This is a genomic window from Arthrobacter sp. NPDC093139 (assembly GCF_044754165.1).
Classification (GTDB): domain Bacteria; phylum Actinomycetota; class Actinomycetes; order Actinomycetales; family Micrococcaceae; genus Arthrobacter.
Map to the genome: position 1 here is coordinate 504,638 of NZ_JBIVOO010000001.1, position 17,463 is coordinate 522,100.

11 protein-coding genes are annotated in these 17,463 nt (G+C 66.3%); 1 reads left to right on the forward strand and 10 read right to left on the reverse strand.

Annotated features, from left to right (window positions below):
• Nucleotides 1-27 precede the first annotated feature (27 nt).
• The 4 genes from ACIP90_RS02520 to ACIP90_RS02535 all read right to left on the reverse strand — a co-directional run bounded on the left by ACIP90_RS02520 (nucleotide 28) and on the right by ACIP90_RS02535 (nucleotide 4,954).
• Nucleotides 28-408 (reverse strand): GntR family transcriptional regulator, encoded by a 381-nt coding sequence (locus ACIP90_RS02520; RefSeq protein WP_400576539.1) that lies wholly within the window; start codon nucleotides 406-408, stop codon nucleotides 28-30.
• The gene (locus ACIP90_RS02525; protein WP_400576542.1) at nucleotides 405-2,210 is read right to left on the reverse strand and encodes an ABC transporter ATP-binding protein; all 1,806 of its coding nucleotides are present in this window, start codon (nucleotides 2,208-2,210) and stop codon (nucleotides 405-407) included. Before ACIP90_RS02525 ends, ACIP90_RS02520 begins: the two co-directional genes overlap by 4 nt.
• A 13-nt stretch (nucleotides 2,211-2,223) precedes the next feature.
• Nucleotides 2,224-4,047, reverse strand: a complete 1,824-nt coding sequence (locus tag ACIP90_RS02530; protein ID WP_400576544.1) for an ABC transporter ATP-binding protein — start codon at nucleotides 4,045-4,047, stop codon at nucleotides 2,224-2,226.
• A gap of 130 nt (nucleotides 4,048-4,177) precedes the next feature.
• Nucleotides 4,178-4,954 (reverse strand): trans-aconitate 2-methyltransferase, encoded by a 777-nt coding sequence (locus tag ACIP90_RS02535; protein ID WP_400576547.1) that lies wholly within the window; start codon nucleotides 4,952-4,954, stop codon nucleotides 4,178-4,180.
• A gap of 137 nt (nucleotides 4,955-5,091) precedes the next feature.
• Here ACIP90_RS02535 and ACIP90_RS02540 point away from each other — a divergent pair, with 137 nt between their 5' ends.
• Nucleotides 5,092-7,635, forward strand: coding sequence for a DEAD/DEAH box helicase (locus tag ACIP90_RS02540; RefSeq protein ID WP_400576548.1), 2,544 nt, complete (start codon nucleotides 5,092-5,094; stop codon nucleotides 7,633-7,635).
• A 123-nt stretch (nucleotides 7,636-7,758) separates the two neighbouring features.
• Here the strand turns inward: ACIP90_RS02540 and ACIP90_RS02545 are convergent, their stop codons facing one another.
• Genes ACIP90_RS02545 through ACIP90_RS02570 form a run of 6 tightly spaced genes read right to left on the reverse strand, consistent with a single transcriptional unit; the run spans nucleotide 7,759 to nucleotide 17,453 of the window.
• The gene (locus ACIP90_RS02545; protein ID WP_400576551.1) at nucleotides 7,759-8,436 is read right to left on the reverse strand and encodes a hypothetical protein; all 678 of its coding nucleotides are present in this window, start codon (nucleotides 8,434-8,436) and stop codon (nucleotides 7,759-7,761) included.
• A gap of 23 nt (nucleotides 8,437-8,459) precedes the next feature.
• Nucleotides 8,460-9,599: an acyl-protein synthetase gene (locus tag ACIP90_RS02550; RefSeq protein WP_400576554.1), complete on the reverse strand. Its 1,140-nt coding sequence runs from the start codon at nucleotides 9,597-9,599 to the stop codon at nucleotides 8,460-8,462.
• A 51-nt stretch (nucleotides 9,600-9,650) separates the two neighbouring features.
• A complete protein-coding gene (sbnB, locus tag ACIP90_RS02555; RefSeq protein WP_400576557.1) occupies nucleotides 9,651-10,718 on the reverse strand; it encodes a 2,3-diaminopropionate biosynthesis protein SbnB in 1,068 nt (355 codons plus the stop codon).
• Nucleotides 10,715-11,722: a TauD/TfdA family dioxygenase gene (locus tag ACIP90_RS02560; protein ID WP_400576559.1), complete on the reverse strand. Its 1,008-nt coding sequence runs from the start codon at nucleotides 11,720-11,722 to the stop codon at nucleotides 10,715-10,717. Before ACIP90_RS02560 ends, sbnB begins: the two co-directional genes overlap by 4 nt.
• A complete protein-coding gene (locus ACIP90_RS02565; protein ID WP_400576561.1) occupies nucleotides 11,722-14,337 on the reverse strand; it encodes an amino acid adenylation domain-containing protein in 2,616 nt (871 codons plus the stop codon). Before ACIP90_RS02565 ends, ACIP90_RS02560 begins: the two co-directional genes overlap by 1 nt.
• On the reverse strand, nucleotides 14,334-17,453 hold the full coding sequence (locus ACIP90_RS02570) for a Pls/PosA family non-ribosomal peptide synthetase (protein ID WP_400576564.1): 3,120 nt from the start codon (nucleotides 17,451-17,453) through the stop codon (nucleotides 14,334-14,336). The genes ACIP90_RS02565 and ACIP90_RS02570 overlap by 4 nt, the downstream gene beginning before the upstream one ends.
• Between the last annotated feature and the right edge of the window lie 10 nt (nucleotides 17,454-17,463).

Here is a 17,463-nt window from a genome sequence, read left to right on the forward strand (position 1 = left end):
CTTCTTCGAATATCCACGCGGCCACCGCTATTCGGCGTCGTAGGCCGCTGCCAGCAGGTGAACAGCCTCCGCGAAGGTGGCGCCCTGCGACTTGGCCGCCGCGGCGAATTCGGCGGCGGCTGCCGAAAGCGCTCCCCAGCGTTCATCCCTTGCGCACACGACGGTCCCGTTCCGGCCCTTCGTGGCCACGACACCGGCGGCTTCAAGTTCCTTGTAGGCCCGCGCGACGGTATGGGGCGCCACACCGAGAGCCTCGGCAAGGCTTCTGACGGCGGGCAGCCGGGTCCCCGGGGCAATCTTTCCCTGGTCGGCCTGCTCGATAACGTGAAGCCGGAGCTGCTCGTAGAGGGCCACTGAACTGCTGTGGTTGGGTTTCCACTGTCCGGGGAAGGGCTGGCCGGTACTCACAGGGCCCGCTCTCCGGCGGCCCGGTCGAGTCCGCGGAACTGGGCGTTGTACAGCCGTGTGTAGTATCCGTCCCCGGACAGCAGGCTCCGGTGGGTTCCCTGTTCAACGATGCGTCCGTGGTCCATGACCAAGATTAGATCAGCGTCGCGGATAGTGGACAACCTGTGGGCAATGACGAAGCTGGTCCTGCCGCTCCGCAGCCTCTTCATCGCCAGCCGGATCTGCACCTCCGTGCGCGTGTCCACGGAGCTGGTGGCCTCGTCCAGAATCAGAACGCTGCGTCCTGCCAGTTCCGCCCTGGCGATGGTGATCAGCTGCCGCTGGCCCTGGCTCAGCGAATCGCCGTCGTTGCCGAGCTCGGTGGAGTAGCCGGCCGGCAGCGCGCGGAGGAAGGGTGCCACGTGGGTAGCCTCGGCCGCGGCCGTGATGTCCGTGTCGCTGGCCCCCGGCCGTCCGTACTCGATGTTGTCCCGGATGGTACCGCTGAACAGCCAGACATCTTGCGGGACCACGCCGAAATGTGAGCGCAGCGAGTCGAGCGGCACGTCAGCGATGTCTGTGCCGCCGAACGTGATGCGGCCGGAGTCAAGCTCATAGAAGCGCATCAGCAGGTTGACCACGGTGGTTTTCCCGGCGCCCGTATGGCCCACGATTGCCACCGTCTGCCCCGGCTGAACAGAGAAGGTCAATCCGCTGACGGCGGGAGCCCCCGGGACGTAGCCGAACGTCACGTCCTCGAACTCGATTGGCCCGCTGAGGCTTTGCTTCCCGGCCGCAGCGGGACGTTCCTTGATCTCCTCCGAGTCCAGGAGGGAGAAGACCCGTTCAGCGGACGCCGCGCACGACTGCATCAGCGTGAGCATCCCGCCGATCTGGCCCATGGGCTGCGTAAAGAGCCTGCTGAACTGGATGAATGCCTGGACGCCGCCGATGGTCATGGCCCCCGCCGCTACCTGCAGGGCGCCCACGACGGCAACGGCAACGTAATTGAGGTTCGCGATGAACACCATCAGGGGCTGCACGGCGGCCGACATGTACTGCGCGCTGGCGGAGGTGCGGGCAAGGCGGTCGTTTCCGCTCGCGAAAATCTGCGAGACAGCTTCCTGTTGTCCAAACGCCTTGATGACCTCATGGCCCGTCACGAACTCCTCGATGTGGGCATTCAGCGCTCCTGTGGAAGCCCACTGCTCAGCAAAGTGGGCCTGGGACTTGCGGGCAATCAGGACGGTGATGAGGGTCGAAATGGGAACCGAGACAAGCGCGATGGCTGCCAGCAGCGGCGAGATCCACAGCATCATCGCCAGTGACCCGCAGAGCATCAGGACAGCCATGATCACCTGCGTGAGCAACTGGTTGAGGGACTGGGAAATGTTATCGACGTCGTTGGTTGCCCGGCTGAGCACGTCACCGCGCGTCTGCTCCTGGAAGTGCGACGACGGCAGCCGGTGCAGCTTGTCTTCGACTGCGGCCCGCAGCTCGAAGATGAGGCGTTGTACTGCCGTGGCTGTGAGCACGCCCTGCAGCCAGTTGAACAGCGAAGTCCCTACATACATGAGGGCCACCACCACGAGCAGTTCCGCCAGCCTGCCCTCGTCGAAATCACCGCCGACGAACGCCTCCACCACCACATCTGTGGCATCCCCGAGGAGTTTCGGCGCTGTGATGTTGAGTGCAGCAAACCCGCACGTCGCCGCTATGGCGATGACCATCCGGCCCCTGACCGGGGCCAGGAGTCCGATGAGCCGCGTTGCGGCCGCCAGGAAACCGCCGCCCGGCCGTGCTGCGGCGTGTGCGCCCCTCATCGCAGCCTGCCCGTCACGGCAGCTCGTTCAGGGCGAGCTGGGACTCGGCCATCTCGCGGTATGTCCGGGAGGTCCGGAGGAGCTCGGCGTGGGTCCCCTGCCCCTCGAGGCGGCCGTCGTTGAGCACGAGAATCTGTTCGGCATCCATGATGCTGGCAATCCGCTCGGCGACGATAATCACGGTGGCGGACTCCAGGACCGGAACGAGCGCCCGCCGGACACGCGCCTCCGTAGCGTAATCCAGGGCTGAAAAACTGTCGTCGAACAGGAAGACCTGCGCCTCACGGAGAATCGCGCGCGCAATGCAAAGCCGCTGCCGCTGGCCTCCCGAAAGTCCCGCACCACCCTGCCCCACTGCGGCGTTCAGGCCGTTTGGGAGGTTGCGGACGAAGTCCTCAGCCTGCGCGCGGCGGAGGGCCTCCCACAAATCCCCGTCCGTGGCCGCGGGCGCGGCCATGCGCAGGTTTCCGGCCACCGTGCCGGCAAAAAGGTACGCCTGCTGCGGGACCACCGCCATCCTGCCCCGGAGGTCATTCAGCCCGAAGGTGCGGATGTTCCGCCCGTCCAGGCCGATCTCGCCGCCGACGGCGTCCAGGAAGCGCGGCAGCAGGTTCAGCAGCGTGGATTTTCCGCTGCCGGTGGAGCCGACAACGGCTGTGGTGGATCCCGCGTGGGCGGTGAAGGAGATGCCGGCAAGAACCGGGGTTTCCGCCCCCGGATAGGCGAAAACGACGTCCCGGAACTCCACAGTTGCTCCGGCGACAGGAGCCTTGGCGACAGGGGCACCGGTGACGGGGGCACCGGCGATAGGCGTGCCGGCCGCTGACCCGGCGAAGGCTGCGCCGCCGTCGGGAGTTTCGCCGTCGGGAGTTTCGACGCCGGCAATGGCAGGCACCACATCCAGGACTTCCTGAATGCGCTCTGCACAGACGGCGGCCCGGGGAGCCGTCATGAACACGTACATGGCCATCATGATGGCCAGCAGGATCTGCAGGATATAGGCGATGAAGGCGGTCAGCGCCCCCACCTGCATGGTGCCGGCCTGGATGAGGTGCCCGCCGAACCAGACCACGGCCACAGAGGACAGGTTCACCACGATCATGATCAGAGGCAGCATGGCGGCGACGAGCAGGGCTGACTGCAGGTTGTTGCCCGTCAGCTTCCGGTTCGCCTCGGCAAAGCGCGACGCCTCGTGGTCCTGCCGCACGAAGGCACGGATCACACTGGCGCCGATGATCTGTTCCCGCAGGATCCGCGTCACGCCGTCTATGAGCGTCTGCCCCTGCCGGTATAGCGGAATCAGGCGCCGCACGATGAAGGCCATGATGAGGACCAGCAGCGGAACGATGGCAATCACGACGATGGACAGGACCGCGTCCTGCTGGACAGCCAGGATGACGCCTCCGATGCCCATGACGGGTGCGGCTGCCAGCATCGTAAAGACCAGGACGGCGAAAGTCTGGATCTGCTGGACATCGTTCGTTGCCCGGGTCACGAGACTGGGCGCGCCGAAGGCACTGACTTCCTGGGAGGACATGGCCTGGACCTTGGCGAACAGGTCTCGCCTGAGCCGGTGGCCGATCTTCATGGCCACCCCTGCCCCGAGGTATCCCGCCCCCAGGGCGGCACCGACCTGGACGACGGAGATCGCTGCCATCCAGCCGCCAAGCTGCAGGATCACCTCGTGTTGGCCGCGCAGGATGCCGTCGTCGATGATGCTTGCGTTCAGGGTTGGCAGCAGCAGATTGCCGGCCGTTTGGAGCATCTGGAGCATGATGAGGACCCACACCGCGGCGCGGTGTTCCGACAGAAGGCGGCGCATGAGGCCAAAAAGCACCGGGCCTCCTCCACAACTAGGACAAACAGGAGCCTCGCTGGCCGGCCCCATAATGGCTTCGTCTTTGTAAGCTACATCACGGATCCCCTCGCCTGCTGCATGGGACGCGCCTGAAACGTGTAGCGTCGGCCTACAGTTTCCGGGCCACCACGAATATACGGCGGAACGGAAAGACTGTGCCGTACTCGGTGGCCGGGTAGGCCTCCGCCAGCCGCTGCCCGTAGCCCCGTTCGAACTCGGCCGCGTCCTCGGATGACAAGGCGGCGAGAACAGGGCGCAGGGCCGTTCCCCGCACCCATTCCAGGACCGCGTTCTCCCCGGGTAGCACCTGCAGATACGTGGTTTCCCAGGCGTCCGCAACGCAGCCGGCGCGCAGCATGATGTCAAGGTAGCCTGCCGGTTCGGCGACGGCGTCATCATGCCGGAGCACGCCGTCGAGCCTTGCCCGCCATGGCGGGGACTCGGCGAGTTCCCGCAAAAGCGTGTGGGAAGGGGAACTGAAGTTGCCGGGCACCTGGAAGGCAAACCACGCCCCTGGGCGAAGTGCCGCCAGCCAGGCCGGGAGCAGCTCACGGTGTTCCGGGACCCACTGCAGCGCCGCGTTGCTCACCACCACGTCGGTTTCCGGAGGCGGTGTCCACGCGGCGATGTCCCCGAGCCGGAACTCCAGGTTGGCCGCCTGTTCTGCATGGGCCTCAGCTTTGGAGAGCATCTCCGGCGAGGAATCGACCCCCACCACCCGGGCCTCAGGCCAGCGCTCCGCGAGGGTGGCGGTGAGGTTGCCCGGGCCGCACCCCAGGTCGACCACCTCACGCGGCGCGGCCGCGTCGATCCGGCCGGTCAGGTCAAAGAACGGCCGCTGCCGGTGGTCGCCGAACTGCGCGTACTTTGCCGGTTCCCAGTGCACATCGCCTCCAGTGGTGTGGAACAGCACAGGCAGGTCGTGCTGACCTGCGGCCGCCTCAAAGGTGCAGCCAACGCGAGCCTAGTGCCGGTCCCGGCAGAAAGCACGCGCGGCAGGGACACGCACTAAGCTGGAAAGCAATGAAACTCGTTGAACAGCTCCCCGCCCCTGCCGCACGGACAACGACGGCGGAGGCAGACCCGGATTCGCTCTACATGCGCTTCCTGGAATGGACCGAAAGCCGGGGACTGGAGCTGTATGCCGCCCAGGACGAGGCCATCATGGAGCTCGCCTCCGGCGCCAACGTGATCCTGGCGACTCCCACCGGGTCGGGCAAATCCCTCGTTGCCATCGCAGCGCACTTCCAGGCGATGGCCCGGGGGGCACGCAGCTACTACACGGCCCCCATCAAGGCCCTGGTCTCGGAGAAGTTTTTCGCCCTGTGCGACATTTTCGGTGCCGAGAACGTGGGCATGATCACCGGTGACTCCGGCGTCAACCAGGATGCACCGATCATCTGCTGCACGGCGGAGATCCTGGCTAACATCGCCCTGCGTGAGGGGGCGGCCGCCGATCTGGGCGCCGTGATCATGGATGAGTTCCACTTCTACTCCGATCCGCAACGCGGCTGGGCCTGGCAGGTGCCACTGCTGGAACTGCCGCAGGCCCAGTTCCTCCTGATGTCCGCAACCCTGGGCGACGTCAGCCGCTTCGAGGACGGCCTGACCGCCCTCACCGGGCGGCCCACCACTACGGTCAGTTCCGCTGAGCGTCCGATTCCGCTGCATTACTACTATCACCAGACGCCCGTGCACGAGACGCTCGAGGAGCTGCTGTCCACCCGGCAGGTTCCCGTCTACGTCGTCCACTTCAGCCAGGCCGAAGCGATTGAACGCGCCCAGACACTGATGAGCATCAATGTCTGCAGCCGCGAAGAAAAGGACCGGATCGCGGAGCTGATCGCCAACTTCCGCTTCGCAGCAGGGTTCGGCAAGACGCTCAACCGCCTTGTCCGGCACGGCATCGGCGTCCACCACGCAGGCATGCTGCCCAAGTACCGGCGCCTCGTGGAGCAGCTCGCCCAGGCCGGCCTGCTGAAGGTCATCTGCGGGACCGATACGTTGGGCGTCGGCATCAATGTGCCCATCCGGACCGTGCTGCTCACCGCACTCAGTAAGTACGACGGCGTCCGCACCCGCCTGCTCAACTCCCGGGAATTCCACCAGATCGCCGGACGCGCCGGGCGGGCAGGCTACGACACCGCCGGCACCGTGGTGGTCCAGGCGCCCGAGCATGTGGTGGAGAACGTCAAGGCCATGGCCAAGGCAACCGCCAAGTTCGGCGACGATCAGAAGAAGCTCCGCCAGGTTGTGAAGAAGAAACCCCCGGAGGGCTTCGTCTCGTGGGGCGAGCCCACCTACAACCGGCTGATGGAGTCTGTACCGGAGCCCCTGAGTTCAAGCTTCACCGTGACCCACGCGATGCTGATGAACCTGATGGAGCGCCCCGGCGATCCGTTCGCCGCGGCACGCCGGCTGCTCACCGAGAACCACGAACCCCGGTCAGCCCAGCTCCGGCTGATGAAAAAGGCCTTGGCGATTTACCGCGAACTGCTCGCGGCGGAGGTGGTGGAACGCATCCCGCCGGCTGACCAGGGCCCCGACGGCCGCACCGTCCGCCTGACGGTCCATCTGCAGGCGAACTTCGCGCTGAACCAGCCCCTCTCCCCGTTTGCCCTGGCCGCGCTGGAGCTGCTGGATCCGGAGTCGCCGTCGTATGCCCTGGACGTTGTCTCGGTCATCGAGGCCACCCTGGAGAAGCCGCGGCAGATCCTCTCCGCGCAGCAGAAGAAAGCCCGGGGCGAGGCGATCGCCGCGATGAAGGCGGACGGCATTGAATACGAGCAGCGCATGGCGATGCTCGACGAGGTCACCTACCCGCAGCCGCTCGCCGAGATCCTCGGCGAGGCCTTCGAGGTCTACCGCAAGGCAGCGCCATGGGTGGGCGACTTCGAACTGGCGCCCAAGTCCGTCATCAGGGACATGTACGAACGCGCCATGAACTTCGGCGAGTTCGTCCAGTTCTACGGCTTGGCGCGCTCCGAGGGCATTGTGCTGCGCTACCTGGCCGACGGCTTCAAGGCCCTGCGCCAGACCGTCCCCCAGGACGCCCTCCGGGAGGACCTGGAGGATCTCATCGCGTGGCTCGGCGAGCTGGTCCGCCAGGTTGACTCCAGCCTGCTGGATGAGTGGGAGGAGCTGACGTCCGGCGCGGCGCCGACTCCGCACGACGCGCCGCCCCCGCCGCCGCCGTCGCTGACGTCGAACACACGGGCCTTCCGTGTCATGGTCAGGAACGAGATGTTCCGGCGCGTGGAGCTCTTCGCGGACGAGGATGCGGCCGCGCTGGGCGAGCTCGACGGCGATGCCGGCTGGGATGCGAACCGCTGGGAGGACATCCTGGACGACTACTTCGACGAGCACGACGACATCGGCACGGGCCCCGACGCCCGGGGCCCGGGCCTGCTGATGATCACGGAGGGGCCGGCGGTCTGGAAGGTCCGCCAGATCTTCGACGACCCCGCGGGCAACCACGACTGGGGCATCTCGGCCGAGGTGGACCTCGCCGCTTCCGACGAGACCGGCACCGCCGTAGTCCGGGTGACAGAGGTCAACCGCCTTTGAGCCTGGAAGCCGGCGCTGTCAGCCGGCCTGGGCCTCGTCCTGCAACTCGTCCTCGAGCCTAAGGGCTCCGCAGGCTTCCTCGCTCAAGAGTCCTGCGGCCTCAATGGCGGGAGCTGTAAACGGCTAGCGCGGGGCGTACCTCAGCGGCTTCAGGACCATGCTGGCCTGGAGGGACGAGAACCGGTCCCCCGACTCGAGATCGAGCCATGGTTCCGGGTCTGCCATCTGCCCGGCAAACTCGACGACTGGTAAGGGCAGCGCGGGCGCCTCACTGTTTGCGGTGAAGAACCGATCCGGCCTGGTGGCAGGATCGTAGTAGACCCGGCGCTTGCGGTCCCGCGTCAATTCGTCGGGACTGTGGCAGGTGTAACCGGCCCAGTGGACAGGACCAGGCCATGCATCAGGGCCCGGGCGGGCATTTTGGCCTGTATCCGTGTGAGGAATTGGCTGGGCCAGGGGCGCTTGGGCTGCCGGCTTCTGATCCTCAGACGGCGGAGCGGACTTGACGTATTCCACCCACTGCCCGTTGACCTCAACGTAGAGCAGGTTCTGCTCGCCGCCCAGAAAATAGACTGTAACGCCGGCCCGCACGTTCGCAGCCGGATCTGTCTCGACTGCAGGCGGCATGCTGCTGCCCGTCGTCACTTCTTGCATCTGACTGACCACCGTCGGTACCGGTTCCTGCTGGGCGGAGGCCGAACTCAGGAACGGGCGGGTTCCGGTGATGGATGACCGCGCTTCCGTGGGGCTGTCCCTTACATCACCGTGACACGGCCCTGCGGTGCCTGTGCGTGTGCGCATGTGACCTCCGGTGCGCGTCTTAATCAGGCCTTCACGAGAGCCGGCACCTCAGCGTCGGCGGTGCCCGAACCGAGGTAGCGCTCGATGCTGACGGGGCAGTGGCCAAACGGGTCTCCCTGCCCGCGGCGGCGGAAGTTGATGACCTGGCCGGTTCTGCCGCACCCGCACGTGCCGGTCTCGACGTCGCCCATGTCGTCGGTGAGGAGGAAACCGGGGTAGCTGGTGCTGAGGGCGTCCAGTACGGCGATGGTGCCGGTCTCCCCCGGGGTGAGCTCCTTGCCGTTCTGGCCAGGATCCCGGATGGAGATGTAGCACCATGGCGGAACGTGCTTGCGGTGCAGGTGGCATTCGACCGCGAGCATGTTCGACTCGATCATCCCGTACATGTCGCGGACGTTCTCCGTGCGCACGCCGAGCAGGTCGTGGCACCGCTCCCGAAAGCCTTCGTCAGGGATGGCCTCGGCCGTGTGCCGCTTCCAGCCGCCGAGAGTGATGATCATGCTGTATGGGTCCAGGCGCACATTGATCTCCTCCCGCTCGAGGAACCGGAGGAGCTGGCCGATGAGGAACGGGGGACCGACGATGTGGCGTGTCATATGGCCCTTCCACCGGCACAGCTGCTCCAGGGCCTCCCTGGCGTCGAACGCCTGGTCGGCAACGAGATACGTGTGGTGGTCGAAGACGCTGTTCAGGATGTTCAAGTCCTTGAGCAGACCCATCTCCGAAGCTTCGGGGTCCGACGGGTTCAAGAAAAGTCCCGCGCCCCCGGACAGGCTGAAGAACTCCCGGTAGGTCCCCATCAGGCCGACCAGCGCCAGGGTCAAAGTCTCGCTGTTGCGGGGGGCCACGGACGGGACACCGCGGGTTCCGCTGGAGCGGGTTTCGGTCTCGATGTCGGCCAGGGAGCAGGTGAGCAGCACCTGGGCGTCGGGACGCTTGAACATGCCGACCGGCAACAGTGGCAGGTCTTGCAGGTCGTTGATGTCGTTGATCGCGGCGGGATCGACTCCCAACGCGTCACACTGGGCACGGTAGAAGCCGTTACCGGCCTGGTGGTAGACCGCGGCGTCCCGCAGGACCTCGGTGACCGACCGTGCCCAGTCGTCAGGGGACTGCAGGTATGCCTCGGACACATTTCCCAGCATCTGCGCTAACGAGAGCATTGTGTCACTCCTCGGTGGGTGCGAATCGGTAAACGTGGTTGATCCCGCCGGTCAGCCGTACCGTCGCAGTTCGGAAAAGAAGCCCTCGACCACCTGGAGCTGGCCTCTGCTCGCAAGTTCGTCGTAGACGTACTTGCCCACGGCCAAGTCGAGCACGCCAAGGCCGAAGGGCGAAAACACCACGGGGCGGTCGTCCGCCGGCGAGACCCTGCCTTCCATGACGTCGGCCAAGGTGCCGTCCACGAAGTCCCGGTGGCCGACCATCTGCTCCACGAGGTGGGCCGACGTCCCGGCTTTCAAGCAGTGGTCGACGTCGTCAAGGATGTTGGTCGACGCCAACAGGATCTCCGGGGCCAGGTCGCGCAGGGACACGTGAAGCACCAGCGGGTTGTGCTCGAACCACGTCGTGTCGTGCACGTGCGGCTGGTCCGCCACCGTGGCGAACACGACGAGGTCGCTGCTTCTGATCAGCTGCTCGGGGCCGTCGTGCATGGTCACCCGGGCTCGGGCGCCGCTGCGTTCAAGATAGCCCTTGAAGCCCTCCGCGCTCTCATCCGAGAGGTCGAACACTCCGATCTCGTCGAAGGACCAGTCAGCGGCGTTCAGGAAGGTGTGGATGTAACGGGCAATGAGGCCGACGCCGAAGAACCCGATACGTCGCGGACGCCCGCGTCCCCGGCTGAGCCAGTCGGCAGCCGCGGCGGCCGATGCAGCCGTCCTGGAGGCACTGATGATGGAGCCCTCCATGCAAGCCAAGGGGTACCCCGTTGCCCGGTCGTTGAGGATCAACACAGCTGACGCGCGCGGAATCCCCGATGCGACATTGTCCGGGAAGCTGGAGACCCATTTGATGCCGTCAACCTCTACCTGTCCGCCGACCGAGGCCGGCAGGGCGATGATACGCGAGGTGGGCCGGTCCGGGAAGCGCAGGAAATAGGACGGCGGGTTCACCGAGTCTCCGGCTGCATGCACGCGGTAGGTCTGCTCGACCAGCTCGATGACCTGCTTTTCCCGGCCCTGGAGCACCTGCTGCACCTGAGTCCCTGAAATGACTGCGAAAGGCGGAACTGTCTTCGGCTCTACGGCCGCTGTGACTGGGGAAGTGGCGAATTCTGTCATCTTGAACCGTCCTGGGTGTGCGTATCGAGATCGAAAATGTTGCGCGGCTCGGCCATGCCGACGAGAATCTCGCGAGGCCCCTCATAGGCCTCGCGGCTGTGCGCCATGCGGACGTTGTCGACCAGCATGAGGTCTCCCGTCTCCCAAGGGGTTCGAAGAGTGTGGGCCTCATAGACCTCATTCAGGAGGGCAATGATTTCCTCGTCAATCGGCTCACCGTTGCCGAAGCGGGTGTTGAAGGGCAGCCCGTCGGGACCGTAGACGTCCACCAGGTACTCCCGCACCTCGGGCGCAATCGTCCATTCGCTCAGGAACGCCACCTGGTTGAACCAGCAGCGTTGACCGGTCACCGGGTGCCGGACCACGGCGGGGCGCCGTTGCCGGGTGCGCAGCTCCCCGTCGCTCTGCCACTCGAACTCGATTTCGTGCGCGCGGCAGTAGCTCTCGACGTCGGCGCGGTTCGAAACCCCGAATGCTTCCTCATAGGTGGCACCGATGTCTTCGTTGTAGCTGCGGGCGAGCAGCCACCCCTCGTTTTCGAACCGCCGGACGATGTCCGGGGGTATGGCATCGAGCACGGTGTGGGCGTCCGCCACACCGGTCACACCACCGACGCTGGGTGCCTGGAGACACGCGAAGAGCATCAATCCGGGGAACTCGAGCGCGTAGCTGAGCTCATGGTGCATGCACATGGGCTGATTCGCCGGCCAAGTGAGGGATGAGTACACGCCGTCCAAGTAGGGCTGCCTGGTGGCGAACGCCTCCCGGTCCGGCATGAGGCCACCAGAAACCAGCCGTTGGAAGGCATCGGCCACTTGGGCTGGATCTCGGAGGCCCAGACCGCGGACCAGGACGGCGCCGTGCTCAACCACGGCCGCACGCAGCGCCTCACGGTTCTGTTCGGCCCACCGTATGGGGTCGCGGCCATCCTCGACGGTGAGCATCGGTGCCTTCCCGGCTTGGCGTTCCACGTCGAACTGGATCCTGGGTGCAGGAGACGACATCAGAGGTCCTTTCGTTTCATGGATAGCTGGTGGGAGTGGCCAGCCGGTCCTCCCACCGGGGCCATGGAGTCGGGCTCCGCGACGGCTCCCGCCAGCCGCGGGGCGGTCGGAACGGCAGCGTCCGCCAGGGACGAGGCTTCGAGCAGGGCCGCCAGATCCGTCAGGATGGGCGTCTTCATGATGTCCTTGATCGACACTGCGCGCTTTAGCAGGACGGCGAGCTTCACCGCGGACAGCGAAGTCCCGCCCAGTGCAAAGAACGAGTCCTGCCCACCGATCCGGCCCACCGGCAGGCCGAGCACCGTCGCCCACGCCTCGGCGAGTCGCTGCTCGGTCGCCGAGAGGGCTTCCCCGGCGATGCCGGCCTCGGGGACGACCTCCAGCGCCATGCGGGTCAAAGCCTTGCGGTCGATTTTTCCGTTGCCGGTCAGGGGCAGGCTCTCCTGCCACCTGTACGCCGACGGAACCATGTAGCCCGGTACCCGCGCGGCCAGATCGCTGCGGATTTCATCAACGTCGAGCGGCAGATTGCCGGAGTAGAACGCCACCAGGAACTTGGACTGCCCGGCGCCCTCGCCTACGACGACGGCGCCGTCGCGGACGCCGGGAACTCGCAGCAGCGCGTTCTCGATGTCGCCGATCTCGATGCGGAACCCGGAGATCTTGACTTGGTTGTCCCGCCGCCCCAGGTACTCCAGTTTGCCGTCCGGGGACCAGCGGCCGTAGTCGCCAGCCCGGTAGAGCCGCGCGCCGTCCACATAGGGATCGGTGGAGTAGGCCTGTGCAGTGCGCTCCGGGTCATTGATGTAGCCGCGGCCTACACACACCCCGGAGAAGGCGATCTCCCCCGGCGCTCCCAGCGGCACAAGCCGCTGCCGCTCGTCGAGGATGTGGATCCGGACGTTCGGGATTGGCCGGCCCAGTGGCACGGAGCCGCCCGCGGGCGCTGCACTCATCACTTCATGGTTCGTGTCGTCGGAGGTTTCCGTCAGCCCGTAGGCGTTGACCAGCTTGACGTTCGGCATCACGTCGAACCAGCGGCGGACCAGCTCACGCTTTAGAGCCTCCCCTGTCGCCGAGACGCAACGGAGGTGCGGTAAGGCGCGAGGCTTGCCGCCCAGGTACGCCACCACGGCGTCCAGATACGACGGGACGACTTGGAAGACCGCCACCGCGCCCCGTTCCACCGTGTCGATGAACCGCTCGACGTCGAGGATGCGGTCCTGCCCGACGATGAGTGTGCGGCCGCCGACGAGCAGAGCCGAGACCAGTTGCCACAACGAGATGTCGAAGCATTGGGGGGCGGTCTGGGCGACGACGTCCCCAGGGCCAATCCCCAGGTCCTCGATCTTGGCGAACAGGTGGTTCACCATGCCGTCGTGCTCGCACATCGCGCCTTTCGGCTCGCCAGTGGACCCGGAGGTGAAATAGACGTAAGCGAGCTGATCGGGACGGATCTCCATGCCGAGGTCGCCGGCGGGGTGCCCCTCGGCCTCGATGTCCTCGATCATGAGCTTCATCACTGCAGGCATTCCTTCCAGTGCCTCGTCGAGGGTGGTGGTGCTGCCGCCTTCGGTGAGCACTACCCGGGCCCCGGCCCGCGTGAGCGTTCTGGCGATTCGGTCGGCCGGGAAGTGCGGCTCGATCGGCAGGTATGCGCCTCCGGCTTTGAGGATGCCGATCACAGCGGCCATCCACTCCAGATCCCGTTCGGCGACGACCCCCACGATGTCCTCCGCGCGCAGCCCCCGCGCGAGCAGGGCACGTGCAATCCGGTTGGCGCGGGCGTTCAGCTCTGAGTACGTCCACTCCCGCGCGTTCTGGACCGCCGCGATGCGCTCGGGATGCTGCTGGACGCGCTCCTCGAACAGCTCGTGGAAGCGCCGCTGGGGTCGGGGCCGCTCGGGTCCGGCGAGCTGCTCAAGCTGGAAGCGCCGCTCCTCGGGACCGACGAGGTCGACGTCGTCGGGGTCCGACTCGGGGTCGGCGACCAGATGGCGGACTGCGCTCAGGTGATAGCCGGCGATCCGGAGGGCTGCCTCCTCGTCGAGGACGTCGCGGCGGTAGCGCAGGCTTAACGCTTCGCCACCTGCGGCGCCGCGGAGGGACACTCCCAGGACGAGGCCTTCCGCGAGCTCGGAATCCTCGTCATGGTCGGTGCTCAGTACCACCTCGTACGTTCCGGAAGCCTGCGGCCGCCCCGCCTGCGGCCCCCCGGCCCGCTCGGCGTGGGCCTGGACCTGCCGGGTGCGCGCCGAAGAGACCAGCGCATGCCATGAAGCTAGTCGCAGATCGAGTTCGCAGGGCCAGGTCCCCGACGCGTCCTTGCAGCCAGTCGTGACCTCTTTTTCGCCGGACAGCGACTGAAGCACCCTTGCATGAGCTGCCATCCAGATGGATGCAGGGGTCGCATCCAGGATGCGGGACAGTGTCCGCACGGCCTGGCGCAGGTCCTCGGGCACAGCCACTTCGATCCGCCCCTGACCCGGCTGGCGCTCCTGCGTCCACCTGGGAATCGCCGTCGGCGCGGCACCCGCCGGGGCGGTCCGGTCTTTGCCCGGGCCCGACGAGCCATCGCCGGCGGTGCGGCAGGTCAATGCAGAGGTGGTGGTCATGATACGGGCCTTTCCAGCGCGAGGGGAGACGCGGCGGCGGCGGGGGCCTCTTCGGCCGGGTTGCCACCCCAGACGGTTCCCCGGGGGAGGGTTGTCCCCTTCATCACGAAGGAGTCGGTGGCAACGACGGCACCGTCTTCTGCGGTCACGCCGTAGTGGACAAGGCAGCCGACGCCGAGCGTGACGCCGTCCCCAAGGATGCTGTGATCGGTCTTGAACATTCCGTCCTCCTGGGAATGGCATTGCACCGCAGAGCCGGCGTTCAGTGTGCAGCGGGAGCCGATCGTCACCAGGCTCCGCTCCGGGAACGCGCAGCCGTCGTCGAAGACCCGGGACCCAATCCGCACGCCGAGCAGACGCCAGACCAGCGGCTTGAACGGCGTCCCGTCGAGGATGGTCATGTACCGGCTCTGGATCTGCAGCTTCCAGTACCGCTCGTGCCACCAGAAGTACGGGTTGTAGATGGAGCAGAGCTGGGGCTGAAGTCCCCGGGACCGCGTCACGATGTGCTCGATGCCGCTGGGGACGAGCAAGCCAATCAGGAGCATCACGACAAACGACGCGCTCACGGCAAGGAAACCGAATTGGTCGGACAGCTCGAGGGCGGCGAACATGATGATCATGGCCAGCGAGATGTTGAGCCACCGCACCAGCATCAAGAGGGCCATCGTGCGCAGGTTGTGCCTGTTCTTGGCTGCCAGGTCCCGGCGGAAGTGCGCACGGTTCTTATGTTCCTCGGGGAGGGCGTCCCGGAGGACCGAACGGGGGATCTCGAACGGCGGTGACCCGAGCAGGCCCACGTCATGGCGCACCGGTCCGTCGATGGGGACCGCCACCATGGTCGCGAGCAGGCAGTTGTCCCCGGTCCTTGCCCCGGCCGGGTAGAAAACGCCGTTGCCAAGAAAGTTGTGCGCGCCGATCGCCGCCCGACTGACCTTGAACGACGTCGGCGAGTAGTCGGCGTTCATAAACGACACCGCGTCAGCGATCATCGTTCCGGTGCCGATCGACGAAAGGAAAGGGTTGTCGTGCTTGAATACCGTGCCCATGTTGGAGCCGGTCTGCTGGACCTGTCCCAGGTCGTACCCGATGGCCCGCAGGTAGTTCACGACGTACGAGCTGTCGCCGAACAACCCTCCAAGCATGGAATTGTTGGTCAACCTCGTCACCGCCCGCGCCGCCGCGTCACGCAGTCCAAACAGCGGATACACCGTGTCGGGCTTCAGAGCGAGGTTGAGCAGCCGCGGCACGGTCGTTACGACGATCAACGCCACGACCGTTCCACCGAAGACGGTCAGGCCGGCGAGGCCAACAGCGTGGGCATAGAAGGTCCAGTCAGTGAACGCCAAGGGGTGCGGCTCCAACAGCGCCGCCACGCGCGGAAACGCCAGGACGGCCACGGCGGTGGCTATGGTCAGCATGGCTCGGCCCAAGCCCGCCGCACTCAAGAACTGGGTGAAGGCGAACCATCCCCGGCGCCAGGGCCGGTAGGGCGTGGCGTCAACCGTGCGGAAGTCCACATCCGTGCGCCTGCCCGGCGTACCGTGCCAGCGCTCGTCCCCGGGCACTGCTTGGCCGGCATACAAACTGGACCGGTGGCCCAACTGCGAGCCGTCTCCCATAGCCGTGTTAATGTCCAGGATGCTGCCCTCGCCGATGAGCACGTCACGGCCCAGCGTCACCGCACCGACCTGGATCACGCCGCCGTGGGCACGGTAGCCGTTTGCGATCACGTCCTTGCGGATCACCGTCCCCTCCCCGATCGTGAGCAGGTCGGTGCAGACCGGCAGGCGCTTGGTCAGGATCGTCACGTTGCGGCCCACTTTGGCACCCATGGCCCGCAAATAGAAGGTTGTCAGCGGGGAACCGGCCATCAGCGAGAGGGGTGAGGTTCGCATTAGGGTCTTGACCAGCCAGAACCGGAAGTACGACAGGCTCCAGATACGGATCTCCTGGGGCCGGAAGCGCCCGACGATAATCCACTTCGCGGCCACCGGAAGGATACTCAGCAGTACGAACGTCGCCCCGGCGAAGGCGATGGACCGCAGGTAGACGTCCAACAGGCTCGTCCCGTGACCCAACCAATGGTGGTTACCCTGCCCCGCTTCCGGGAATATCCACTGGTAGCCCACGACCGCGAGCCAACCAGCGAGGAGGCAGTAGCCGAGGTAGACGAGCACCTGCAGCGCGCCACAGGCGACGTACTCCCATGTCCGCGCGTCCATGGGCTCCGGAGCCTCCGGCACTGAAGCCGCGACAGGCGAGGGCTCCTGCAGTCGGTCGTGCTGTGAAGGGACCTGCAGAGCCGCGGCGAGGGCGGAGACGCTCGGGTTGCCGTAGACCTCTTTCATCGACACCGCCGGTAGGTCCGGCTGCTTCCGCACGCGGGCGCAGAACCGTGCCATGACCAGCGAGTCCGCGCCCAGGTCGTGGAAGAAATCGGCGTCCACCGGCACGTGCTCGACGCCGAGCACGCCGGACAGCACCTCCGCCAACCGGTCCTGGACCGATCCCGGCACCGTTTCCGCCGGTGCCAGGGCCGCGGCCAGCGCCGAGATCGTTGGGTTCTGGTAGATGTCCTTGATCGACACCGCTGGCAGGTCCGGTTGCTTGCGCACGCGGGCGCAGAACCGTGCCATGACCAGCGAGTCCGCGCCCAGGTCCTGGAAGAAATCAGCCTCCACTGGCACATGCCCAATGTCCAGCACGCCGGACAGCACCTCCGCCAGCCGTTCCTGCACCTGCAGCTGAACCGTCGCCGACGCCTCTTCCGCCGGTGCCAGTGCCGCGGCCAACGCCGAGATCGTTGGGTTCTGGTAAATGTCCTTGATCGACACGGCAGGCAAGTCCGGCTGCTTGCGCACGCGGGCGCAGAACTGCGCCATCACCAGCGAGTCCGCGCCTAGGTCGTAGAAGAAGTTGGCGTCCACGGGGACGTCGTCCTTCTTCACCACCGATGCGAGAAGATCCGCCAGCCGGCGCTCCAAGGCAACGGCCGTACCCGTGGCCGGAGTTGCTGGAGAGCCGTTCCCGGCCGGAGCCGCGGGTGTCTCAGGAATGGGGGGATCGATGGGAGCTGTGGAACGGGCAGCGCCCTGCAGGTTGTCGAGACTCATGTTCACTACA

What these genes read in the sequence shown, in the direction of transcription:
- ACIP90_RS02525 (WP_400576542.1), bottom strand. Translation starts at nt 2,210, where the DNA reads ATGAGGGGCGCACACGCCGCAGCACGGCCGGGCGGCGGTTTCCTGGCG.
- ACIP90_RS02540 (WP_400576548.1), top strand. Translation starts at nt 5,092, where the DNA reads ATGAAACTCGTTGAACAGCTCCCCGCCCCTGCCGCACGGACAACGACG.
- ACIP90_RS02545 (WP_400576551.1), bottom strand. Translation starts at nt 8,436, where the DNA reads ATGCGCACACGCACAGGCACCGCAGGGCCGTGTCACGGTGATGTAAGG.
- ACIP90_RS02550 (WP_400576554.1), bottom strand. Translation starts at nt 9,599, where the DNA reads ATGCTCTCGTTAGCGCAGATGCTGGGAAATGTGTCCGAGGCATACCTG.
- sbnB (WP_400576557.1), bottom strand. Translation starts at nt 10,718, where the DNA reads ATGACAGAATTCGCCACTTCCCCAGTCACAGCGGCCGTAGAGCCGAAG.
- ACIP90_RS02560 (WP_400576559.1), bottom strand. Translation starts at nt 11,722, where the DNA reads ATGTCGTCTCCTGCACCCAGGATCCAGTTCGACGTGGAACGCCAAGCC.
- ACIP90_RS02565 (WP_400576561.1), bottom strand. Translation starts at nt 14,337, where the DNA reads ATGACCACCACCTCTGCATTGACCTGCCGCACCGCCGGCGATGGCTCG.
- ACIP90_RS02570 (WP_400576564.1), bottom strand. Translation starts at nt 17,453, where the DNA reads ATGAGTCTCGACAACCTGCAGGGCGCTGCCCGTTCCACAGCTCCCATC.